Source organism: Nocardia sp. CC201C (assembly GCF_030010695.1).
GTDB classification, from domain to species: Bacteria; Actinomycetota; Actinomycetes; order Mycobacteriales; family Mycobacteriaceae; genus Nocardia; species Nocardia otitidiscaviarum.
Window position 1 is genome coordinate 11,470 of sequence record NZ_JASCXP010000019.1, and the last position, 23,595, is coordinate 35,064.

Genomic DNA, 23,595 nt, shown 5'->3' on the forward strand with positions numbered 1-23,595 from the left:
GGCGACCCTACGGTTCAGGACTGATCGGTGTCGACGAGATGTTCGAAGGCGCGCAGGTTCTTCAGCGACTCCCCGCGCGAGACGCGCCATTTCCATTCCCGCCGAATGGATTCCGCGAAGCCCAGTTCGAGCAGCACATTGAAGTCGGCGTCGACGGCCTCGAGGATCTGCCCGAACCAGCGGTCGAGCTCGTCGGGGGTGACGGCATGCGTGGCCATCCGGCCGACCAGGTAGATATCGCCCAGATTGTCGAGGGTGTAGGCCACGCCGTAGAGGCGACGATTGCGCCGCAGCATGAATTTGTAGACGCCCTCGTGGTTTTCGTCCGGCTTGCGGCAGACGAAGGTCTCCATCCGCACGCCGTGATTGCCGACGGTGACGATGACATTGGTCTTGAGCTTGCGTTCGCCCGGCAGCACCGCGACGAACATGTCCTCGCGCTCGCGTGAGTATTCGATCTCGCGATCGCGCAGGGTGTCGTCGATGAGCCGGGCCGTGGCGAGCGCGGTATCGGTCAGCTGCGCGGTCGGCAGGTTCGGGTCGCTCATCGACGAACTGCTCCCATCCGGCGCCGCCACAGCGCCCGCGATCTGGCCTGATTGCTCTCCGTCGCCACCGTACTCCTGCGCGTACGGGTGTCGCGGAATCCGGCCAGGGCGGCTGAGTAACTGTTCAGCAGACCGTCGGCGGTGTGCGCCCAGGAGAAGTTGGCGGCGTGCTCGACCGCTGCCGCGCCCATCTCGCGCAGGCGGGCGGGGGCGTCGAGCAGGGAGCGCAGGGCGGCGGCCCAGTCGTCGGTGCGGTGGCCGGGGACGAGCAGACCGGAGACGCCGTCGCGCACGGCGGTGCCCAGGCCGCCCACCTCGGCGGCGAGTACCGGGGTGCCGCTGGCCTGCGCTTCGATGGCGACCAGGCCGAACGATTCGTTGTAGCTGGGGACGGCCACCAGATCGGCGGCCCGATACACCTGCACGAGCCGGTGCGGGGGCTGCGGCGGCAGGAAGGTGACGCGGTCGGCGATGCCCAGGTCGGCCGCCAGGTCGATGAGGGCGTCCGGGCGTTCCAGGCCGGTGCCGGAGGGCCCGCCCACGATCAGGACGCGCAGCGGGGTCGCCGGATCGTCGGCGAGGACGCGGGCGGCGGCGCGCACCAGCACGTCGGGGGCCTTGAGCGGCTGGATGCGGCCGACGAAGGCGACGATGCGCTCGTCGAGCGGCAAGCCGAGTTCGATGCGGGCGGCGGTGCGGTCGCCGGGCCGGTAGCGGGTGAGGTCCGCGCCCGGCAGCACCACGTCGATGCGCTCGGGTTCCGCGCCGTAGAGCTGGACGAGTTCGCGGGCTTCCGCGCCGGTGTTGGCGACCAGGCGGTCGGCCTCGGCGACGATCTGTTTCTCGCCGATCTCCCGGGCGGCTGGTTCCGGGCAGTCGCCCTCGGCCAGGTGCAGGTTCTTCACGGCGGCGAGGGTGTGCGCGGTGTGCACCAGGGGCACCCGCCAGCGGTCCCGCGTCAGCCAGCCGACCTGGCCCGACAGCCAGTAGTGCGAGTGGATCAGGTCGTAGTGCCCGGGCTGGTGCCGCGCCTCGGTCCGCAGCACCTCGGCCGCGAACGGGCACAGCTGTGTGGGCAGGTCGTGCTTGTCGAGCCCCTCGAACGGTCCTGCGACCACATGGCGCACCAGCACCCCCGGTGCGGCCTCGACCACCGGTTCGTCGTTGGAGGAGGTGGCGCGGGTGAAGATCTCCACCTCGGTACCGCGTTTGGCCAGCTCGATGGCGGTTTGCAGGACGTAGACGTTCATGCCCCCGGCATCACCGGTGCCGGGTTGGGCGAGTGGCGAGGTATGCACCGACAGGACGGCAATCCGATTCGGCCGTAGGTCGCTACGTTGACTCACCACTCACCCAGTGTGCACGCGCGGGAGGCGGGGTCGTACATGAGTTACCCCACCAAGTGACCGGGGTCACAAGGTAATTCGAGAAGGGTGGTTGACCGAAATCGCCTACGCGAGACCTTCGACGAACTCGGTGACCTCGGCGGCAAACCGCTCCGGATCCTCCACGAACAACCCGTGCTGCGCGTCGTCCCAGTAGGAGGTGCGCACGTTCGGGGCGGTCTCCGCGATATAGCGGCCGCTCTCCACCGGAACCACTGGATCGGCGGTGCCGTGCATGACGAAGACCGGGATGTCGAGGGTACGCAGGGCATCGGTGTTGTCGGTGGTGCGGTAGAACAGGGCCTTGCGGACCCGCGGCAGGGTCGCGAGGCTGCCGCCGAACAGGCGCTGCGCGTCCTCGCCCTTGTCCCGGCCGGGTCCGGTGTTGGCATTGCCGAAGGCGGCGAAGCCGCGCATGGCGCGCCCGGCACTGTCCTCGAACACGTCCGGGATGGCCTTCTGCATGGCCGGGCCGGGTTCGGCTCCCGGGACGCCGCGACCGATTCCGGCCAGGGAACCGCTGTAGATCAGGCCCGAGACGGCGGCGGTGCCGTAGGTGGCGACGTAATCGGTCTGCACGATGCCGCCGTAGGACCAGCCGAGCAGCACCGCGTCCCGCTCGATGCCCTCGCCCGCGAGCACCGCGGCCACGTCGGCGGCCCAGTTCTTCGGATTGTCGTAGCCGCTCTCCGGCGCGCCGGAGTAGCCGTGGCCGCGCAGGTCCACGGCGATCACCCGGTACCGCTGCGCGAGCAGTTCGCCGGCGCGCCCCCAGCACCGCAGGTTTCCGGCCCATCCGTGCAGCAGCACCAGCGGCCGCGCGTCGTCCGGCCCCTCCGCCCGGTACACGATGGTCGTCCCGTCCGCGCTCACCACTTCACGAATCGCCATACCCGTCAGGCTAAACCTTTCCGCGTGGAGCTACCGACCGGAACGTTCCGCGTGCGAGCGGCATAAGCTCGCACCATGAGCAGCACTCGCACCGCAGTCGTCACCGGAGCCAGCTCGGGCATCGGCGAGGCCACCGCCCGCGAACTCGCCAAGCAGGGGTACCACGTGTACGTGGGCGCCCGCCGAGTAGACCGACTGGAGAAACTGGCCGCGGAGATCGGCGGCACCGCCCTGCCCCTGGACGTCACCGACGAGGAATCGGTACGCGCCTTCACCGAGGCGGTCGAATCCGTGGATGTGCTGGTCAACAATGCCGGTGGCGCGAAGGGTTTGGCGACCGTCGCGGACGCGGATCTCGACGACTGGCGCTGGATGTGGGAAACGAATGTGCTCGGCACGCTGCGCATGACGAAGGCGCTGCTGCCGAAACTCATCGCCTCGGGTGACGGCCTGATCGTCACCATTACCTCGGTGGCGGCGTTCCAGGCTTACGACAATGGTTCCGGCTACACCTCGGCCAAGCACGCGCAGGCGGTATTGCACCGCACTTTGCGCGGCGAACTGCTCGGTCAGCCGGTCCGGCTCACCGAAATCGCGCCGGGCGCGGTGGAAACCGAGTTCTCCCTGGTGCGCTTCGATGGTGATGAGGAACGGGCGGCGGGGGTCTATCGCGGCATCGATCCCCTTGTCGCCCAGGACATCGCGGAAATCGTCGGGTTCGTGGCGTCACGCCCGCCGCATGTGAATCTGGACCAGATCATCGTCAAGCCCCGGGATCAGGCCGAGGCGGGCCGTTTCGCGCGCCGTTCCTGACATTCGACCACCTGGAACACGAGAAGGCCCGAACGCGAAAGAGCCCGGAATCGTTCGCCGATTCCGGGCTCTGTTTCGATCCGCCGCCGCCTCGTCAGGCGGGAGCGGATTCCACGCTCTGTTCCGACCGCACCTCGTCAGGCACGCCGGATTTCATTCGATCAGGGCAGCACCTGCGGCACCGACTGCGGCGACACCGCGCCCACCAGCAGACCGATAATGGTGCCGGTCATCGCACCGTGCACCGCGCCGGCGAGCGCACAGGCGGGCGCGGCGACGCTGCCCGCACCGGGCACCAGCAGGCAGGCGGCGGCATTCGTCGCGGCCGAACCCACGGCACCGGCGGCCGCACCGGCGGCCGCGCCATTGGCCAGCGGATCGGAGTTCTGCGCATTCGGATCGGTGGCGATCTCGAGCGGAATTCCACCCGAAATCTGCTGCACCGCAGCCGGCTCCGGCACAGCCGTCTCAGCCGACGCCACCCCGGCTCCGGCGAAAATCGCGCTCACCGCGACCGCCCCGATAACAGCCTTGCGACCGGCATTCTTGAAAGCCCGACGGACCATGTCCTAACCCCGTTTCTCCCCGACTCCGAGCGCGAAATGCCTCGGTTTGAATTGAACGTCCAACTTCTATCCGAAGGGTCCGACAAGTTCAAACCTGTTCCAGTTCAATGCCGGGAAGACCGATCGGTCGAGTACATCCGCCGAAACGCTCTGCCCTGCACCGCAAATGGACATTCACGCCAACTCGCACCGCGCCGGTATGACGAAGATCTCATTTGCTCGATCTGGCGAATAACGGTCCGGCGGAAGTGCAATGGTGCGTAGCGAATGTTCCACCCGCCGGAGAGAAGGACGTATGTGCTCACCGCGGATTGTCCGCGCCGCCCATACCGCGGCCGACAGCCCTCGGCTCAGCAGGCGCGCCTGGCTCGGTGCCGCGAGTGCGGGAGCGCTGGCCGCGGTTTCCTCGATCGGCTCCGCTCGAGCGGAGCCGAATTCCTCGGGGCAGGTGGTCGACCTGACGCATGTGCTGACGCCGGAACTCCCCGTCTGGCCCGGAAATCCTCCGTTCATCTCGGTGCCGGTGGCATGGCACGACCACGGCGGATTCGGTCAGAACGCGCTGGCCTACTGGGAACATACGGGCACCCATATCGACGCTCCCCTGCACCGGATGCGGGACGCGGTGTCCGTCGACCGAATCCAGGCCGATGATCTGGTAGCTCCCCTGGTGGTCGTCGATATCGAGTCGAAGGCGTCGACCGATCCCGATGCGGTGCTCACCATTTCCGATATCGAGGAATGGGAGTCGCGTCGCGGCCGCATTCCCGACCGCGCCTTCGTCGCGATGCACTCCGGCTGGGAGCAGCGGCTCACCTCCCCGGGCGCGTTCCTGAACCTGGATGCCGAAGGCCGCCCGCACGCGCCCGGATTCGACACCGCCGCAGCGGAATTCCTGGTGACCGAGCGTTCCATAGTCGGCGCTGGCGTCGACACCTTGAGCTTGGATCCCGGCGCGAGCCGCGAATTCGGCGCGCACACAGCCCTTCTCGGTGCGGGACGCTACGGCGTCGAAATGCTCGCGAACCTGGCCCGGGTGCCGGTGTCCGGCGCGACCGTCGTCATCGGCGCACCCAAACACGCGGGCGGCACCGGCGGCCCGTGCCGGGTGCTGGCGCTGACCTGATTCGCGCCGTTCCGCTTCGTCAGGCGGGCCGGTCCAGCGAAAGACCGTGCCGGAACATCGTATTCGGATCCCACTCGGCCTTGATCCGCCGCAGCCGCTCGTAGTTGTCGCCGTAGTAGAGCGTGTACCAGGGCACCCCCGACGTGTTCCAGTGCGGATCCGCCAGATCCGTATCCGGATAGTTGATGTACGCACCCCCGTTGGCCGCATCCCGCACCGGCACCCCACCGGTATCCGCGTACAGATCCCGATACATCTCCCGCGCCCACGCGACGAACCGCTCATCATCCCCTGGCGAGCGCCACGCGGCGTGAATCAGCATTTTCATGAACGAGTCCCGCGCCGGGGTAGCCGTCGCATCCGCCGCCACCGCATTGATGGCCCCACCGACCGGCAGGAATTCCACCTGCGATTCCCCGAGATACCGCACATCACTGAGATACCGGTACAGCACCCGCAACTGCTCCTCCGAGTAGGCCCGCCGCAGATACCCCGACCGCGCCTTCACCCGAAATCCGGGCATCCCCTTGGCGTAATAGGTGTTCGCCAGCGTGTCCGCGTACGAGGCCCGCGTCACCGGCAACACCACCGGCCACGGCAGCACCCCCGCCGACAACGCCGCCACGAACTCGTCGAACATCGTCCCGGCGTCGGCCCGATCCCCATCGAGCAATACCAGCACATCCGACCCCACCAGCCCCGGCTTCAGATGCAGCGGAGCGTACAGCCCCGCGAACCGATCCCCCGGCTGGCTGTGTTCGGCGAAGAAGGCGAGATAGTTCCCCACGAAGCGAACGAACGATTCCTCCGTCGCCACCGGCAACACCAGCCGCGTGGTAACCATGCACCCCGGAGTCATCGGCAACGCCCGCCTGGCATCTCCCCCATCGGCATCCGCCGACCGCAACAAGTATCGCGTCACCACCCCGAAATTCCCGCCGCCCCCCCCGGTATGAGCCCACCACAGGTCGCTGTGTGCCCCGTCCCGAGTCGCCACGGTAACGGAGGCCCGCCCACCCGAATCCACGGTGACAACCTCAACCCCGTACAGATGATCCGACACCAGCCCCAACCGCCGAGACAACGGCCCATACCCACCCCCGGCAATATGCCCACCGGCCCCGACCCCCTGACAGATCCCCGCGGGCACCGTCACACCCCAGCCCCCGAGCAACCGCCCGTAGACCTCCCCCAAATCAGCACCGGCACCCACCGAAAACGCCAGATGCTCTTCATCCCAATAAACATCCCGCACCCGCCCCATGTCGATAATCCCCTGCGTCCCAGGGTTATCCACAAAGTCCTCGAACCCATGCCCACCCGACCGCACGGCCACCCGCAACCCCTCGCTGACGGCCCGTTCTACCGCAACCCGCACCTCCTCAGCGCTGGTAGGCACGAAAATCTTCTCCGGCCGAGCGCTGAACCGCCGGTTATACCCCCGCCCGACCAACCGCCCATACTCAGCATCCCCCACCCCGACCACCCCGGGCTCCCCGGCCCGAGCCACCGAAACCCCCAGCGCCCCAACAGCGGTACCAACAGCAGACGCAGCAAGAAACCGCCGACGAGAAACCGACACAAACCTCTCCCTCCAGGCGACTTCCACACGGTCACCCGGGACAGTAGCGTCAAGCCCACCACCCCGCCGCACCGACACGGCACCCGCATCACGCCCAGAAAGTGCCGCCGTGCAGCAATCCACAACCGGCCACAGAGTCCTCACACTGTTATGCACACTCGCCGGCACGATCCTCATAGCACTCGCCGCCGCTTCCGCCGGAAACCGCGCACTGTTCCTCGCCGAATCGTCCACCGCACAGGGAACCGTGGTCGGCTTCGCAGGCAACGCGAGCCGAAGCGGCAAGTCCCTACTGGTCGAATTCACCACGACAAGCGGCAAGCGCATCCGCATCGAAGGCGGAGTCTCCGTGACGTCTCGGGGCCCCCCACACACACGGCGACGCCGTCACTGTCCGCTACGACCCCCAGCACCCCAACCACGCCCTACTCGACGCAGGCTTCCTCAGCCTCTTCTACCTACGACTCTTCTTCGGCGCTCTCGGCATGGCACTACTGCTCATCGGCTTGCGCTACATAACAGCAGCACCCACACGCAGGCGCGTTCAGCATGCGCCATAGTCAGCTGTCGCGCATGAAGCGGAACTCAGACGGCACAGTCCCGTTCGTGCGGTCCGCTCGGCTCGTCCGTATCCGAGCATGTAGCGGTGGCACAGTGAGCATCGCAACGAGTTCTTCTCGGTGCAATGGGTTTCGAGCGCAATGGCTACGCAGGTGAATCAACGTCGATATCAGAGAGTTCGGTGCCGCTCCCCACATAGCGGGAACGATCTTCCATGGCCCATCCGTCGATTGCGGAGGGGGCCGCCATCGCGCTGGGGCGGGAAACAGCGAGCGACGCGACACCATTGCGGTGGACGGACAGTGGATGGTGACAGCAGGCGCGTTCTTGCCATCGTCCCCGACTCCGATCGCCGTAACCGCCTCCCAGCGAAACTCCCAATCGCAGTGAGGGGTCATGACCCGGAAACCGTTGGGAGACAGCACCAGTCTCGAACGCCTCTGGTACCAGCACAGGAACGCCAGAGCCGGGAGCAGGAGCACAATCCCCATGCTGCCGGAGACGGCGATCTCGGCCTCCTCAGTGGAAACACCCCACCAGACCATGGCGACAGCCGCCATCAAAAAGCTTCCCACCAACACCACCTGCCCTCGCGGCGGCCGGAGGGTGACAGCGCCCTTCTCACCGGAGGATTCAGCATGTACGGACGGGTGCCGTGGGTTGGCCAAGCGCCAGCTGGCCCCGCCGACCAGACTGAAGGACACGAAAACCAGCACCGCCAACCAGATCCGCCCGCCAGCACTCGATTCGACGGACCTCAACACCACCGCCGGAAGCACGACCGCCAACACCAGCGCCACGACGCTGAAGATCAGCATCCCGATTCCGCAAGGCTCCCGCCAGGCGCAATACCAACGGAAACCAGGTGGCGTTCCCGGGAGACGAACGTCAGACATCCGTTACCGGGTCCCAGAGACCGGTCGCAGTCCAAAACCGTTCATGGTCCCTCCCCAATCTGTTGACCGCGCTATGCAACACCCGAGGTATGGGTCGGCTCTCTTTTCAGAGTGATGTTGCAGCCGCAGTCTGACAGTTTCATGTACCGGCAGTCTCTCCAGTTCGTCCGGCCGAACGAATCGAACCTCTGTGGATTCATTGCTGACCGCTATCCGACCTCCGGACACGCGACCGTAGTACGTGATATTGAACTCTTGGCGAATCTCACCGTCGGCATACTCGATGACATGCTCAGGATCCGTATAGATCCCCAGTAGGCCGGTGATCTCGATATCGAGTCCGGTTTCTTCTTTCGTCTCCCGAATCACGCACTGCTCGAGCGTTTCTCCGATATCCATCACCCCACCCGGAGGCGACCAGTTTCCGGAGTCGCTGCGGCGCTGCATCAGAATCGCACCTCGATCATCAACGACCAATGCGGAACCACCCGGAACCAAGCTGTTAGGCTTCGGCGCGTTCGGATCCCGGTAGTAGTCACGCCGTTTGCCCATGAACGACCCCTTCACTGTAGGGGGCCACGCTGCCCCAGATCTGCTCGACCTGATCGGCGAAGGACGAGAACATGCCGTGCGGCGACAGTTTCCTCAAGTGCAGCGCTGTGTGCTGGTAGCCGCGAGCACGGACGAGATACGGCGTGACGATCATCTGGTTATCGAACCGGAACACTGAGTTGTACAAATGCACGGAGTGCAAGCCGATCTCACACCCCGAGGTGTCAGCCAACGCGCCCAGCATGCTCAAAGCGTTACGAATACGCCCAGCCAGAGTTCCGTTCATCTGCTCCAAGGCATCCCGCTCGACTACAGGGGCACAGTGACGTCCAGAGATCATTGGGAATGTCGGCCCGATGCGCATACGCGCCGAGCACCTCAGCCGTGGCTGGCGCCCCAACCCCGAGGTCCGTCCGACTCTGAGGCCACAACGTGTACTCGGATTCGTTCAACACCCTCGCACTTCGAGGCAAGTCCGTCGATGCGGCACCCGTCCGCCCAACCACCGGTTGACCGTCTTCACATCGACACCCACAGCGGCTGCGAGCCCCGCGGAGTCCAATTGTGCTCGCAGCATCGCCGATTCGAGACGCTGACTCATACCGAAACCATAGTGGACACACGCGGGACGTTTCAGTGGTTCTGGAATGTCCGTGCAGGCGTCCTCGGCGCAGTTCAAGTGTCCGCCAGGCGGTCTTACCGTGGGTCCACATGACACCAAGCCGACGCAGGCGCTCGTCCTCGGTCGGCGGTCACCAATGGACGAGGGGAGCAATATGACGAGGCGGATCCGGCTCGGAGAGTTCCCCGGTGGTGTGCTCGAGATCAACGCCTACGACGATGACCCGACCGACGGTCAGCCCGGCGTCTACTTGGAGAGCCGCCATGCGGACCACAGCGCACAGCGAGGAGCCGAGATACAGTACAGGCCAGCGGCAATCGGGCACCTGCGAACCGATGTATCCGGAATTGCCCGGTTCCACGACGAGAGCCAGATCCGCACACTGGCCACTCGGCTCGGCTACGACTTCGCCGACATGATCGTCTACGACCCGAAGTTCGGGCGGCCGCCACTGGCCCGGCCGACGCCGGCTACGAAGGCGCCGGCATCGGCATCCACCCCCCGATCAAATGCCCACCGAACTCCACTCTCGCAATCGATAACCGCGCCTACAACAGCCTGCTGCGCGGGGTCCGCGCCCTCGGCGAACGCGGATTCGCCCTGCTCACCCAGCGCTGGCGCATCCTGCAGCACATCACCGCATCCTGCAGCACATCACCGTCAGCCCCGGACGCATCGGCGACATAGCCAAAGCCGCACTGGTAATCACACATCTCGAGAATCGGCGGCAGAAATGAAAGTCGCTGGTATCACCTCAAAGCAAAACCGTTTCACTTGGGCACTCAAGATCGATATTATTCTTGCCGCACGTCTCGATCCTCTCGGATCAATACACCAGTAACGGAACTGTAGTACGCGTCACGACGGGTTCTCGGGAGCGGCACCTCGGCCAATTTTCCATCGTACATCATCCATAGTCCGAAGCAGTCGTCATTCTCGTCGTGCACGAGGATCTGAACAGTCTCGGGCCGAGGCCATGGCAGCGCTTCGAGATGCGCCAACAGCTCATGCCAGTTGTTTCTGTAGAACTGAACGATCCACATATAGCACTCGCTTGACCCGTATTCGAATCCCGCACCAGAGAAGGTAGCATCGTCGATTGCAATGAAAGATTGATGCCATGGCCTCGAATCATCGGGCTGGGTAAGGCCATCCATTACATCCTCGGCTCCACGCGCCAAGATGATAACTTCGGCAAACCTACTCACTACTTCAGATTCCTTATCAGTTCGCTCCCGCACCCACTGTGCGCCCGAATTGTTGCACTCATAGCGGATACCACCATCACGTTCAGAACCAAACGTTACCTGTTACCAATCCTATCAAATCCCGAGGCTGGATGTATGACACGAATATTCGGATTACCTTCGAACTGCTCGAATACCATTCTCGCTTGCGCCTCGGATGCGGCAACAAACACCACTTCCTGCGTCTGAAATTTGTCAGTGAAGGACATCTTGTTGTTGATCGTTCTCAAAATATCACCCAGCGGCCCAAATACCGGAGATCCAGTAGCATCTACCGACCGCACGTCTACTATTTTTCCATCATTCCACGTCACCCTTATCATGTCGGCGGTGGTTCCTGTTACTGTATCTGCAATAACCGCTTTAGGAATTCCCAACTGAGAGATTGTGCCTGCAGGAACTATAATATCTAGGTCCGCCTGGAAGTAATATCGACTACCCGAACCTGTGCCGTTATAGAGCTCACCATCTCGTCTCAACTGGCCATTCAGATGGCGGAAAGCAATTTCGGCATCCGGATTATCACCCCTCGTACCAACCTTGTGCGGAACTCCATTCTTGTCCACGAAGTACTTTTCGCCAGAGATGTTGCGCTCTGTCAATGGCCGCATCAGACGCGGATCGGAGATATCGACCCTCGGAACTGGCTTACCGGCTTTGAGGGCCTCATTCGCTGCATCAACATACTCCTGCGCCTGTTCTCTTTGCTCCCTCGTCAGGTTTCCCTTAAGGGACTTCGGAACATGAAGTCATTGAGGACGAAGCCGCTCTATCATTCGGTTAAAATTACGAGGAGTTATCCTCCATCGATCAGCGTCTTTGTATTCGAACTCCACATTCATTTTCATTTCCGACCGTTCAATCTGAAAAAGGCACACCTTCCAGTCCTTGCCATCCTGCGATGACATCACCGATTTCAATTCGGCTACCCGATCAAGAATCTCGATACTCAACTCCAGATCCGCACTCCAGCTTCCATCTTCAAAGTAGGCGTAGCCAAACATTGATTTCTGGCGATGCATCGTCACCGCAACCGCCAACCCGCACCATTCTTCATCTTTCTCGGTCACACCCAAAAGAATCAACTCACCTACAGAGAAGACAATCTCGGATGCATCTTGCGAATCAAAACCAGAGCCATTCACCACGGTAACCCTCTCGCAGCCTTCTTGATATCGCGGGTAAGCACTCTATTGAATACCTGTCCTGATTCGTTATCGAATGCCGCAGCGAGGGTGAGGAAGGCGATGAAGTGCGAGGCTTTGCGGTCGTAGCGGATGTTGAGTCGGTGGTAGCCGAGGTAGCCGGTCAACCAGGAGAAGGTCGGTTCGATCACCCAACGGTGGCGACCGAGCCTGTCGGAGGTTTCGATACGATTGCGGACGATCCGGACCGCGATCCCGCGGGCGCGCAGCCATCGACGTGATTCGGCTGCGTCGTATGGCCTTGTCGGCGTGGAGTTTGTCGGTTCTCCGGCGGCGTGGACCACGTCGTGACTGATCGCGGGCACGGCCTTCACCATCGAAAAAGACTCGTTGTCCTTCCACCAGACATCGTGACCGAATAATATATCTCTTACCCAATAGGATTCAGGTTCATGATAGATGAAGTTCTCGCCAATGGACTCTAGACTGATAAACCTCTCGTTGACACGGTCAGTAGCTTCAGACTCCGAGATTTCATAGCCTTCGACCATTTCGCGGCACAACCCCCTTGATCAGCCACTCACCATCCCGACGCGTGAGCATTGCCTGCACGCGGCCGACCAGCCGTTCACTATAATGAAAGGCCAAGCCCCGCACGCGGTCACAATCGATGTTCCTCTTCGACGAATGTCAATCCCATATTCTTAGCCACTAGCTCAGCCCTAGCACGCGCCGCTTGGGAGTTTGAAACATAAATATCGAACTCATCAGTTGTCATTGCAACAAGAGCTTGAGATCCACTTCTGAGAATAATGGCGAAAGTGTCTCGAAACCCCCCAATCCCGAACCAGCCAGTTACTGCGTCAACCAAGAAAGGCAGTTCAGGAACTTCAACATGGTCTTCCAAAGGCGTCAAACTTAGCCATTCTTCAGCTACACCATGGCGCCCCATAATCAGCCCAGGTTCCACATTCCATCGAATTTCCTCATACCGTTCCGGACCTCGAACATCGAAACCTTCTTGCGAGTACGAGAAGGTAACGAATCCCTTTTCCGTTTCCAGTATTATTGTACTCATCAATGGAATAAGTCCTTCCGTCGATACCACCGCTAGTCGGCTAAGGCCAACCACAGCGGTGCCCAACATACGCCAACTTATCGATGTCAACTCGCCGGATTTGGATTCTTCCATGGCGCACCTCCTGCAGCTCCACCGCTCTTCTCGCTAAGCGCAGTGATCCATTCTCCGTCCGATTTGCGAACGATGATCAGATCACCGCGCTGAGACCATATCGCATCCTCGACGGACATGTACCTTCCAACACCAACCCTGTGTGGGTTGTCTACCACATATTGGATGTACTTCTTAATAGCCTCCTGAGTCTCTGGTTTACCCGCTCCGCTCGGTATCTCGACTCCGTCCGCGCGCGCCGCCGTCCGAATATGCTGAGCGTGCTTGCGCATGTGAGCAAGAGAGTTCTTTCCGTGGCTGACCGCGCCGTCCAGCGGATCCTTCGGTACCTCTTCCTCAGCTTCTACATTCCCGACCTCTCGGCCTTGACCGCTATCTCTGGAAAACCCACTCGATCCGCCAAAACCATCAAAACCTCCAGAATTAGCGTAGCCATCCGAACCGCCAGATTCACTGTATCCGCCATCGCCACGGCTGACCGAAGCTGATGTTTCAGCTTCCATCGTTAGCTCAGCCGCATTTTCGTATTTTCTGTTTTCGTTGACAGGATCGTGCTCACCAGCAGCCTTAGCCAGGTTTAACTCGGGGCTGCGATCCGGCGTGGCAATTTTCTGGTTCAGATCGTCCGGTGCTTGCGGTGACAACGACGCGCCTAGTCGGCGTAGGTATGAACGGCGCCATCTGCGTTCTTCGGGGTGGCCTGTTCGTAGGCTGGGCGGGTGGCCTACGTGCGGACGGTGAGGACCGCTTCGGGGGCGACCGCAGTGCAGATCGTGTGGTCGTCGCGGCGCGGTGCGCGGGAGATCGAGCATGTCGGGTCCGCCCACGACGACACCGAGCTCGAAGCGCTGTGGGCCGCCGCCGCGCGGCGGCTGGCCGGCGGCCAGGGCGTGCTCGACCTCAATATCGGTGACCGAGCCGCTGAATTGCCCAGTGGCACTGTGGAAATCGTGAGTTCCCGGGCGGGTCATCTGTGGGATGGGTTGTGTCACGTGTTCGAGGTGCTGGGGTTCGCGGCGGTCACCGGCGATGCGGTGTTCCGGGATCTGGTGCTGGCCAGGGTCATCGAGCCGACCAGCAAAGCCGATGCCGCCCGGGTACTGGCCGAGACCGGGACCCCGACCGTGTCCTATTCGACGGTGGCCCGAAGACTGCCCAGGTACGCGAAAGAATCGTTCCGACGAAAGCTTTCGGTGGCGTGCGCGAAACACGCCGGTCTCGGTCCGGCGTCGCTGGTGTTGTATGACGTGTCGACCCTGTATTTCGAGACCGATGTCGGCGACGGTTTCCGCGAATCCGGTTTCTCCAAGGAACGCCGCCTGGAACCGCAGGTCACGATCGGTTTGCTCACCGACGCGACCGGGTTCCGCTCACGGTGTCGGCGTTCGAGGGCAACCGCGCCGAGACCACCACGATGCTGCCGGTGATCAACGCGTTCAAGACCGCCTACGGGTTGAGCGAGGTCACCGTCGTCGCGGACGTCGGCATGATCTCCGAATCCAACCAGAAGGCCCTGCAAGCGGCCGGGTTGTCGTTCATCCTCGGCAGCCGCATCCCTCGCGAACCGCAGGTCGTGACCGAGTGGCGAAACCTGCACCCGGACATGGCGATTCCTGATCGGCATGTGTTCACCCAGCCGTGGCCCGCCACCGATGCCGAGAAGGCGCGCGGGATCCCGGACCGGGTCATCTACTACCAGTACCGCGCCGACCGCGCCCGGCGCACCCCGCGCGGCATCGACGAACAGATCGCCAAGGCCCAGAAGGCCGTCGACGGCAAAGTCGCGGTCAAACGCAACCGGTTCATCAAGCTCACCGGCGCCACCAAATCGATCGACTGCACCCTCGAAGCCAAGACCCGTGCCCTGGCCGGGCTCAAGGGTTACACCACCAACTTGACCGAGGTCAGCGCGGACTTCGTGATCGACTCCTATCACCACCTTTGGCGAGTGGAGAAGAGTTTCCACATGTCAAAGCACGATTTGCAGGCCCGCCCGATCTATCACCACAAACGCGAGTCCATCGAAGCCCACCTGACGATCGTGTTCGCGGCCCTGGCGATCTCCCACTGGATCGAGACCCGAACCGGTTGGAGCATCAAGAAATTCGTGCAAACCACACGCCGCTACCGCACCATCGAGATCCGCGCCGGCAACCAAACCCTCACCGCCGCCGACCCGCTACCAACCGACCTCCACGAAATCCTCAGCAGAATCCACGGACCCGACGGACTTGCGCACTAATCTGACCGAAGTCAGGTACCACCGTCGCTGGTCGAAAAGCTGGACGTAATCACCGCGACGCCGGAGACGACCTACGCGCGGCGCGCTACACCACCGTCCCCGGAACTGCCGCAGGGCAGGGCAAATGGAGCCTGACTGCAAGAAGGGATCTTAAAGCGCCCTTCTTCAACTATGCCGCCGACGCATCTTCGACGACCACCTTGTTCGCTTCAGCGCATAGCACCGCAGTTCTCGGAACCGCTGCCGGGCAGACTGGAAGGGTGGCTGTCAAAACCCGGGCGACAAACTGAAGGTCAGCACGTCGACTCAGCGAGATTACCGCAAGAGCAATGCCCACGGGAATCATGGTTTAGAGGAACCTCTTGCAAGATACGCCCGCTCCATATCGACTACATGTTCGAAAAACTCTTGAAAATCAGAAAATCTCCCGATTACTCCTCCGTCAAACCAAACAGTCGCGCCTGCACCGGGCCACCCTTCGCGGACCGTGACAACGAGATCGCGCCCCTGATTCGCAGCAACTGGAATCAGCCCGTCAATTTCCAGACCCGAATCACACAAATCGCCCTCGTCGGAATATGTTTGCAATAGAAATGAAGCATGACGCCACTTCCCTCTTCCTAGAAGTTCCGGAAGGCCAAACAGATCCATTGTATAGAAGAATTCTTCCCAACCGTTTGCATGCAGCAAGAAGGAACGATACGACGACGGCAATACTTCACCGATGCTACGCTCAAAATCTACAACTGCTAGTTCAGCAGCCTTCTCACGAGGCAAGGTCACACCACCAAGATAATTCCCTTGTTGTTCCATTTCTCCCTTAGTACTGATTGCCATACCGAGTAGCACGGGCCACGTCAAGCGCTCCTTCATCAATAATCCTATCCATATCGATCCCGAACCTCTAGTTTATTGTATAGCCCCAGTCTGGATGAAGCCGGAATACCGTCGGTTTGTATCCGACTGGATACTTATCAGACTGCGATCCCAGACTTGCGTTGATAGTCACATCGTGTCGCCCCCAGCCACCCGGTGGTTGCGCGCTTCCCGCCCAAGTGGTATCCGGCAGATGTGCTGCAGCCTTGTCTCCATAAGGTTCTCCCGCCAGTTCCGCTCGACGACGCTCAGCATCAGCAGCCTTCTCCTTATCGATCTTCAACTGTGGATCATCCGACGGACGTACCCTCCCCGTCGGTGACAGCTTGCCGGCTTTGAGCGCCTCATTGGCGGCATCAACATACTCCTGCGCCTGTTCTCTTTGCTCCCTCGTCAGGCTTCCCTTAAGGGACCTCGGAACATTAAACTCCACCGGTCCTGCAGTAGCCCCAGCCCTCCTCATCTGCGCACCATGTGAGGACGTGGGCCTAGACCCTCGACCAGCAATTCGACTGCCAGATGAGGCGGCCATGTTGAATCGTGTGGCCCCTATCAGACCTGACGGGGCAAGGTTATTGGGTATTCCGGCAGGTAAGGGCGACAGTGTGAAAGCCGCCAATACCTCTTGCATGAACGATGCCGTCGATGCTGCAAAGTTGTCGACTCTATGACGGAGCTGCCGAGGTAGTTGCCTGATCGTTTCGAACCCGCTGCGGGCGAAGTTCGGAGCCCATCGGTCTGGAGTCCGTTGCAACTGTGGAATTACCGCTCCCAGAGCCGGTATTCGCGGATCCTCAGGTGTTACGGATTTGACGGGACCCAAATCGGGGAACTGAGTCTGACGCGGGCCAGCACTGGTTGTCGCAGGGCCTGCTGGTGGTTTCGAAGACACCGGCCGTGCGGGATTGTGTGGTTTTGTTCGGGGCGGCGGTGCTGGGCTTGACGCACTGGGACCGGGTAGCTGGCGTCCAACGAACGCGTCGACCTCATCGACAAGGCGTTCAGCCTGGAGCTGGTTGCCCACCCGGGCCGCGTCGGCAGCGCTGTCAGCGCCCTCGATCAGCGCACGCGCTTCCGGACCCAGCCGTCGAATCCCACGCAGGAACCAAGCCCCGCCGGCGGCAATCGCAGTGTCGGGGCCAGGGATCGTGGTGACGATATTGAAGCCGAGTTCAGCGGCCGCCCGAGCGGCGTCCGCAGCGCTACGACCACCTTCCCCACGCGCGTACTCCCACAGCACCACAGCAGGGTTGACGAACATGTCGTCGACCGCGCCGTAGACGCTGTTCGAGATATCAGCCTGCCATTGATTGATATTGAACGGCCGGGACGGGGTTGGTGCGGAGGCGACAGGCTCGGTCGCAGGTGGTGCGTACTTGGGTGGTTGAGTTGGGTCGAGCAAGACCGGAAGGTCTTTCACGGCATCGACATGCTCTCGGACGGCCGGATCCAGCCATGAGATTCCCGCCGCCTGCAGGCGCAGCATCGCTTGCTGCTGCCTGATCATCTCCTCGACGGTGGAGGTGCCGCGCATAGCCCACTGCAAGTCATAGAGCTGCTCGATAGGCGTGTAGCGCGCCTTATCGATCCGCATCCATGCCCGGTCGTAGGCGCTCAGTCCGTTACCGATGTACGGCCCCAACATCGGTCCCTGGCGCACCAGGTCGGCGTCGGCGGCTAGATCCTGTTCGGTATAGGCGGTACCCGTCAGGAAGATCGTCCTCGGATTCGCTACCAGGTCCGGCAGTGCGGCCGTCGTAGCCGTGCCGGGGTCCTCGGGGTTCGCCGCATGTTGGGCTAGCAGATCGTCGGTGCGACTCGCGGATGTTTGCGAGATCTGTGGCTGTCGGGGCGGCGTCGCATCCGGTGCAGGTATGAACGGCGCCATCTGCGTTCCCGGCGTTCCCGCAGTGCTTTCCGGGTCATAGAGCTGTTCGAAGACAGTCGGCCCGGTGCCTGCGGGAGCTGAATTCGCCGGTGCGTCTGTCTCCGACGGCTGCCGCCTCGGCGGAGCTGGTGTCGGTGCGACCCCGGTCGGCGGGGTCTCCCCGTCGGGCTGCGGCGTTCGAACAGGGATCGGGCCTTGTTCGCCGCCCGGCGCATCCGGGTCGTATGGCTTCGCGATCTGCTGTGCCGAGGGAATTGATCGTGCAGTGGAAGCTACGGGCGTGGTGGCTCGAAGGTCTTCGGCAGCCAGTATTCGAGCGAGCTTGCGTGCCGCACGCTCCGGGTTCATTCCCGTGTAGGTGTGCACACGCCCACGGGGCTGCGCCGAGCCACGGCTTTCAACGGCCGCCAGCGGAGTCAGCGAATCCAGCCAATCCGCGCGTCGTTTCCAATCGATCCCTGGCGCACTCATGGGTGGACCCCGCCCACGTCGCGACCGACTTCGATGGCTTTGTTCTCGAACATCCGACAGAGACCTTCCGGGGAATGACATGAAGAAGTCCCGGCCACTCGGGCTCGGGACTGATGAAATGGACAGCGCGGGTGGGCAACTCACGCCCACCCGCGCTATGCGCCGCATCGGATCGTCACGACCGGACGCGAGGCCGGAGTGTTCAGGAAGTAGGGGCGAGGCTGGAGTTCGGTGGATAGTCGCCCGGGACGACATTGGCCGTGCTGATCCAGAAGAAGACGTCGTCGCTGATGAACGGAACCGCGCCCGGGATACCGGAGAGACTGGGGATCGGGTTACCTTCGATATCCGTGCCGGGGTAGGAACCCTCGCGGATGAGGAGACCGTGGGCCTGCTCGCCGACCGTGCCCCGAGCCTGCGGAAAGCGTTGCGGCGGGCCGAATCCGACGGCCACGCCTACCTGATCCTCGACGGCACCTTGATCCCGATCGACCGGGTCGCTGCCGACCGGCCCTTCTACTTCGGCAACGCCGCCGGCACGGCATGAACGTGCAGGTCATCTCCACTCCCGACGGAGATCCGGTCTGGGTGTCGGGCAGCGTGCACGACCTGAAGGCCGCCCGGATCTGGCAGATCCTCACCGAACACGAACGGTACGGCTGGATCACCCTGGGCGACAAGGGATATCAGGGTGCTACCGCACTGCTGACTCCCTACAAGGGCAAGGACAAACCGGCCTCACAGAAGGCCACCAACCGCGCTCACGCGCGCCTGCGCGGCCACGGCGAACGCGCGATCGCGCAGCTCAAAAGCTGGCGTGTATTGGCGAAGCTGCGGTGCTGCCCGTACAAGGCCGGCCGCCTCGCCAAGGCCATCCACGTCCTGCAGGACCGCGAAATTCACGCCACACACCAAGGATGAAGAGGGCTCCTTACCTGAATTTCGTCGGAAAATGAAACTACTGTGCGATCCTCACCCTCGAAGGTCAGGATTGCGTCGATTTCATCCTCGGATAGATCAAACAGAGCGAGCACCCTCAGAACCTTACTCGCAAGTTGAACGCAAGCCTCCACTAACGATGACCGATCATCACCGGCCCTGCCCTACAGCCATCGGGCAATAGGGCCTGTAGTTGTGATCACAGCATTCCTTCCCCTAGCAAAAACTCACCATTGGGCGGTATCCGCACCGTTTTACCATCACCTGAAAGTACAACTATCTGAATTTCATCCATGCCCGACTCCGTATAAATTTCCAAGCTCGTCAGGCGGGTCGGTCCAACGAAAGGCCGTGCCGGAGAACCGTATTCGGATCACCTTCTATGCAAATCACTGAGATTTAGCCTTAGGAAATGTGACCTGTACGATTTCAGCATCGCATCCATGCCGCTTGATCTTCCTAACAATTGATTCCACCTCAATTGCCGTCAGAGTGCATCCTCCGGATTCCAAGCTCCGAGACATGGCGAGCGCCTCGGCTAAAGTAAGATCATATTCTTCGCGCAAAACCCTGGACACTGTTAGCCTTGCCGTCCGACCTGACAACGGACCAAGAGCAAAGCCGCCCAAACCCTCAACAAGAAGACAGCGAAGCGAGTTCGAACCTACCCCGTCGCCCCCGTCATCGCTCACAACACCGCAGGTGGGGCACTGCCATTCAGAGAACCATCGAATGCTGTCTGCACCGTCGGGCAACTCCTGCCCTTGCCACCCGCGAGTCTCTTCGCCACAGTTGATGCACGAAACCGTGAACTCAAGAGCTTGCTCCATTACATCCATCCCCTAAATCTCAGATAACGGTTAACCGTATCATAGAACAACTTTGAGGTTCCGCTGCCGTCTCTAGGGTGATGATTCACCCGACCACGCGCATACCAGCGGTGGTGGAGTTCTTCATGCACGATAGTCCTCCTCAATTCCAACCTAGAGTGGAACCGTGTCCGACCAATTTGCGTCCCCAGAGTTCTGTTCGCCATCCCGGTGTACACAGTAGGACTGTAGACAGGCTTGAAGGTGAATCCGAAGTTGCTGAAGTCCGAAGAATTCACAACTATATTGAGTGCGCGTTGGCGTACGCGAGAAGAAGACCCTGTAGCATGCTTTATCTGCGCCGACGTACCCCAGTTGTTACGGGAAGTGTGACCGTCGTGCTCGAATTCAGATGATCTCTGCAGCAACATACTGTCGCGCTTCTGAAAGCTCCCTGCGTCAACCCCGTGTTCGTGATTTCTGCCTGAAGCCGTACGCCCTCCCCCTGAAGCAGTACGCCCTCCCTGAGTGCTGAAGTCAGCGACCTGCCCATTACGGTTGCCTGGGCCAGCCGGCAGTTCCGCGATCTCTAGCCTCGCTGCCACATGAAGCCCAGGAGCTCCCGTAGCAACATCGACCTTATTCGCGGGCGGAACTGCTGCTTCTACGGCTGCCGCTCCAGATTCGAATTGTGGCTTGGCTCGATTTGCGCCGTGGACAATTCGACCCGCCCCCTTCGTTGGTAGAAGGGAGGCAGCGATGCCAATAGTGGCAGAACCGAGTGTTTCGGCGGGATTATCAGTGAAGGCTGACCAGTCGGTACCGATGAAGAACTTGGACTTTTCGTTGTAGCTGTTCAGAGCGGAATGCCAGATGTTGTCCCAGGTCCTATTCCAGCTCTGCTGGCCGGTGAGGGATCTATACGCGCCCCAGGCAGTTTGGGTGATCGCAGAGATGTCGGCAACCAGCATATTTCCGATACCCAGCGCGAAAGCTTCGCCCGCTTCGGCTCGGGTAGCGAGGTTCGGTTCGAATCCGAGCCATTCAGCAGCGGTGTTGAACTGGTCGTTGAAACCGGATAGCGCACTAATGCCCTCAAGCATGGCCAATGCGTTATTCTTCGCGCCTCGACCGAAGTTGCGGGCCGCCGCGAAGGCCTTCTCGCCGAAGCCACGGGTATCGACGATTCGGCCGTCGCGGTCGAACACGACGACGCTGCCGTCGTTGTAGGAAACTTCGGTGTGATCACCGAGGTACCGGATCTGCCCGCGTATACCGCTGACGGGGTCGACAATTTCCTCACGCAGAAGGCCGAACGGTCCTCTGTGGTACTCGGTGCGTTCTCTGGAGTACCAGGCCTGCTTGGACCAGCCAGACAGGATCCGGCCATCCGAACCCACCACGAACTGGCCGATCAGATTGTCACCGGAGTCGAAGACATTGCGACCGCCATCGAACAACACGGTGCGATGCCCCGTGGTCGGGTCAGTCGATATGACAACAGGTTTGCCATTGCCATCGAGAAAACGTTCGGCGGGGCGACCGTGCTCATCGAGGAGCCACCCCCGCCCGTCCGGACCCAACTGACCGACGAACTCAGATGTCAACCGCCCCTGAGCATCACGCCCGGTCGCGGTCAGAGTGCGGTAGCCGAGTGAATCGGTGTGTTCGTTGTCGTAAAGTCCCTGTTCGTTGCGGGTGCCGACGTCGTAGCCGACCGCGTTGCCGTCGGCGTCGTAGGAGGGCGTTACGACCGTGGCCCAGTCAGGGCCGACCCGGAACTCCGCGGTGGGTGCTCCCGATGTCGGCACACCAGCACCGAAGTGCTGGCCATAACCGCCTTGTGCGGGGTCAGGTGTCTCGAAGTACGTGGAGTTTCCACGGGAATCGGATTGCCACCGAAGGTACCCGGGGCCCTCCGACGCTCGCGCCACTCGTGCGGTGGTGACTACCTTGCCTTCGGCATCGACTATGGCTATGTCGACGGTATTGAGACCATTCCCTTCCGGGATGCTGAGCCGGCGGGTTTGTCCGTCGAACCAGTCTTCTGTCCACGAATCACCGACTTGCCGGCCGGTCAGATCAGGGGGGAAGAACGGGTCCGGGTTCAGCGGCACCGGCGGTGCCGCATCCGGTTCAGGGATGAACGGCGCCATCTGTGTTCCGGGTGTACCGGCGGTGCTGCCCGGGTCATACATCTGCTCGAAGACAGTCGGGTCCGGGGCCGACTGCTGGGGCGGGTTGTTCACCGGCGGAGCCGTTGCGGAATCCTCGGGTGGCGCTGTTGTCGGTGCGACAGGCGGGGTCTCCCCATCGGGCGGCGGCGTTTGAATTGGGATCGGGCCTTGCTCACCACCCGGCGCATCCGGGTTATACGGCACGGCGATCGGCTGTGCCGTCGGGATTGACCGTCCAGAGGAAGCAATAGGTCTTGTGGCTTGCAGGTCCTCGGCGGCCAGTATTCGAGCGAGTTTGCGTGCCGCACGCTCCGGGTTCATCCCCGAGAACGTGTGCACACGCCCACCGGACCGTGCCGCTTCATCGCCATCGCCGACGGCCGACAGCGGTGTCAGCGAATCCAGCCAATCCGCCCGCCGCTTCCAATCGATCCCCGCCACGCTCATAGGTGGACCCCGCCCACGACGCGGCCGAAATCGACAGCTTTGTTCTCGGACATCCGAAGCAGACCTTCCAGGAGAATGGCATGAAAAAGTCCCGGCCACTCGGGCTCGGGACTGATGAAAAGACAAGCGCGGGTGGGCGAGTCACGCCCACCCGCGCTCCGCGTCGCATCAGGTCGTCTCGACCGGATACGAGGCCGGGGTGTCAGGATGTGGGAGCGAGGCTGGAGTTCGGTGGATAGTCACCCGGGACGACATTGGCGGTGCTGATCCAGAAGAAGACGTCGTTGTTGATGAACGGAACCGCGCCCGGGATACCGGAGAGGCTGGGGATCGGGTTGCCTTCGATATCGGTGCTGGGGTAGGAACCCTCGCGGATCAGGGCGGTTCGCTCGCCGTAGACCCAGTCGGGCACACGCCAGTAGGTGTGGAAGTAGTTCGGGTCCGGGGAACCGCCCGGGATGCCGAGGGTGGCGCGCTTGGCCCAGGTGAGTTCGGCGCCGTTGGGGATCTGGATGGTCGACCATTCGGTGCTGCGCCACACGCCGACGTGAATGATTTCGGTCATTTGAGGACTCCTGATGCAGAAGGGGGGGGGGGGGGGGGGGGGGGGCCCCCCCCCG

The 23,595-nt window shown here is 62.0% G+C and carries 18 protein-coding genes and 5 pseudogenes; 4 read left to right on the top strand and 19 right to left on the bottom strand.

Annotation, left to right across the window (positions count from 1 at the left end; translation table 11 throughout):
• Positions 1-14 precede the first annotated feature (14 nt).
• From QK444_RS03850 to QK444_RS03860, 3 genes are all read right to left on the bottom strand, one after another.
• Positions 15-548 (bottom strand): YbjN domain-containing protein, encoded by a 534-nt coding sequence (locus QK444_RS03850; RefSeq protein ID WP_282777116.1) that lies wholly within the window; start codon positions 546-548, stop codon positions 15-17.
• The gene (gene mshA, locus QK444_RS03855) at positions 545-1,897 is read right to left on the bottom strand and encodes a D-inositol-3-phosphate glycosyltransferase (protein WP_282777118.1); all 1,353 of its coding nucleotides are present in this window, start codon (positions 1,895-1,897) and stop codon (positions 545-547) included. The genes QK444_RS03850 and mshA overlap by 4 nt, the downstream gene beginning before the upstream one ends.
• Before the next feature lie 102 nt (positions 1,898-1,999).
• Positions 2,000-2,824: an alpha/beta hydrolase gene (locus QK444_RS03860; protein ID WP_282777120.1), complete on the bottom strand. Its 825-nt coding sequence runs from the start codon at positions 2,822-2,824 to the stop codon at positions 2,000-2,002.
• A 75-nt stretch (positions 2,825-2,899) separates the two neighbouring features.
• Here QK444_RS03860 and QK444_RS03865 point away from each other — a divergent pair, with 75 nt between their 5' ends.
• Positions 2,900-3,637 (top strand): SDR family NAD(P)-dependent oxidoreductase, encoded by a 738-nt coding sequence (locus QK444_RS03865; protein ID WP_282777121.1) that lies wholly within the window; start codon positions 2,900-2,902, stop codon positions 3,635-3,637.
• 161 nt (positions 3,638-3,798) lie between these two features.
• Here QK444_RS03865 and QK444_RS03870 read toward each other — a convergent pair whose 3' ends face one another.
• The gene (locus QK444_RS03870; protein ID WP_195147316.1) at positions 3,799-4,098 is read right to left on the bottom strand and encodes a hypothetical protein; all 300 of its coding nucleotides are present in this window, start codon (positions 4,096-4,098) and stop codon (positions 3,799-3,801) included.
• Positions 4,099-4,498: 400 nt separating this feature from the next.
• Here QK444_RS03870 and QK444_RS03875 point away from each other — a divergent pair, with 400 nt between their 5' ends.
• Positions 4,499-5,329 carry a cyclase family protein gene (locus QK444_RS03875; RefSeq protein ID WP_282777124.1) on the top strand — a complete coding sequence of 277 codons (831 nt, stop codon included), beginning with the start codon at positions 4,499-4,501 and terminating at the stop codon, positions 5,327-5,329.
• A gap of 19 nt (positions 5,330-5,348) precedes the next feature.
• Here the strand turns inward: QK444_RS03875 and QK444_RS03880 are convergent, their stop codons facing one another.
• From QK444_RS03880 to QK444_RS03930, 11 genes and pseudogenes are all read right to left on the bottom strand, one after another.
• Positions 5,349-6,173: a BBE domain-containing protein gene (locus QK444_RS03880; protein ID WP_282777146.1), complete on the bottom strand. Its 825-nt coding sequence runs from the start codon at positions 6,171-6,173 to the stop codon at positions 5,349-5,351.
• 189 nt (positions 6,174-6,362) lie between these two features.
• A pseudogene (locus QK444_RS03885) lies at positions 6,363-7,244 on the bottom strand (FAD-binding protein); the annotation flags it as partial.
• Positions 7,245-7,471: 227 nt separating this feature from the next.
• Positions 7,472-8,290, bottom strand: coding sequence for a hypothetical protein (locus tag QK444_RS03890; protein ID WP_282777125.1), 819 nt, complete (start codon positions 8,288-8,290; stop codon positions 7,472-7,474).
• Between the two features lie 159 nt (positions 8,291-8,449).
• Positions 8,450-8,920, bottom strand: a pseudogene (locus QK444_RS03895) (NUDIX domain-containing protein); the annotation flags it as partial.
• Entirely contained in the window at positions 8,904-9,206 is a 303-nt protein-coding gene (locus QK444_RS03900; RefSeq protein WP_282777127.1) for a hypothetical protein, read from the bottom strand. The pseudogene QK444_RS03895 and the gene QK444_RS03900, both read right to left, overlap by 17 nt.
• A gap of 1,130 nt (positions 9,207-10,336) precedes the next feature.
• A complete protein-coding gene (locus QK444_RS03905; protein WP_282777128.1) occupies positions 10,337-10,750 on the bottom strand; it encodes a hypothetical protein in 414 nt (137 codons plus the stop codon).
• A 95-nt stretch (positions 10,751-10,845) separates the two neighbouring features.
• On the bottom strand, positions 10,846-11,391 hold the full coding sequence (locus QK444_RS03910; protein ID WP_282777130.1) for a hypothetical protein: 546 nt from the start codon (positions 11,389-11,391) through the stop codon (positions 10,846-10,848).
• Between the two features lie 147 nt (positions 11,392-11,538).
• Positions 11,539-11,934, bottom strand: a complete 396-nt coding sequence (locus QK444_RS03915) for a hypothetical protein (RefSeq protein WP_282777132.1) — start codon at positions 11,932-11,934, stop codon at positions 11,539-11,541.
• Positions 11,931-12,273: pseudogene (locus tag QK444_RS03920) on the bottom strand (transposase); the annotation flags it as partial. The gene QK444_RS03915 and the pseudogene QK444_RS03920, both read right to left, overlap by 4 nt.
• 322 nt (positions 12,274-12,595) lie before the next feature.
• The gene (locus tag QK444_RS03925; protein ID WP_282777134.1) at positions 12,596-13,126 is read right to left on the bottom strand and encodes a hypothetical protein; all 531 of its coding nucleotides are present in this window, start codon (positions 13,124-13,126) and stop codon (positions 12,596-12,598) included.
• On the bottom strand, positions 13,099-13,770 hold the full coding sequence (locus tag QK444_RS03930) for a hypothetical protein (protein WP_282777136.1): 672 nt from the start codon (positions 13,768-13,770) through the stop codon (positions 13,099-13,101). Before QK444_RS03930 ends, QK444_RS03925 begins: the two co-directional genes overlap by 28 nt.
• A gap of 120 nt (positions 13,771-13,890) precedes the next feature.
• Between QK444_RS03930 and QK444_RS03935 the strand changes: the two are divergent.
• Positions 13,891-15,368: pseudogene (locus QK444_RS03935) on the top strand (IS1634 family transposase).
• 342 nt (positions 15,369-15,710) lie between these two features.
• Here QK444_RS03935 and QK444_RS03940 read toward each other — a convergent pair.
• Positions 15,711-16,241 carry an SMI1/KNR4 family protein gene (locus QK444_RS03940; protein WP_282777138.1) on the bottom strand — a complete coding sequence of 177 codons (531 nt, stop codon included), beginning with the start codon at positions 16,239-16,241 and terminating at the stop codon, positions 15,711-15,713.
• A 31-nt stretch (positions 16,242-16,272) separates the two neighbouring features.
• Positions 16,273-18,132 carry a hypothetical protein gene (locus QK444_RS03945; protein WP_282777140.1) on the bottom strand — a complete coding sequence of 620 codons (1,860 nt, stop codon included), beginning with the start codon at positions 18,130-18,132 and terminating at the stop codon, positions 16,273-16,275.
• An 850-nt stretch (positions 18,133-18,982) separates the two neighbouring features.
• Between QK444_RS03945 and QK444_RS03950 the strand changes: the two are divergent.
• Positions 18,983-19,524 (top strand): annotated as a pseudogene (locus tag QK444_RS03950) (transposase family protein); the annotation flags it as partial.
• A gap of 847 nt (positions 19,525-20,371) precedes the next feature.
• On the opposite strand, the gene QK444_RS03955 reads toward QK444_RS03950, so the two are convergent.
• Both QK444_RS03955 and QK444_RS03960 read right to left on the bottom strand, forming a co-directional pair.
• Entirely contained in the window at positions 20,372-22,975 is a 2,604-nt protein-coding gene (locus tag QK444_RS03955) for a hypothetical protein (protein WP_282777142.1), read from the bottom strand.
• Positions 22,976-23,177: 202 nt separating this feature from the next.
• Positions 23,178-23,540: a hypothetical protein gene (locus QK444_RS03960; RefSeq protein WP_282777144.1), complete on the bottom strand. Its 363-nt coding sequence runs from the start codon at positions 23,538-23,540 to the stop codon at positions 23,178-23,180.
• Positions 23,541-23,595: the final 55 nt, after the last annotated feature.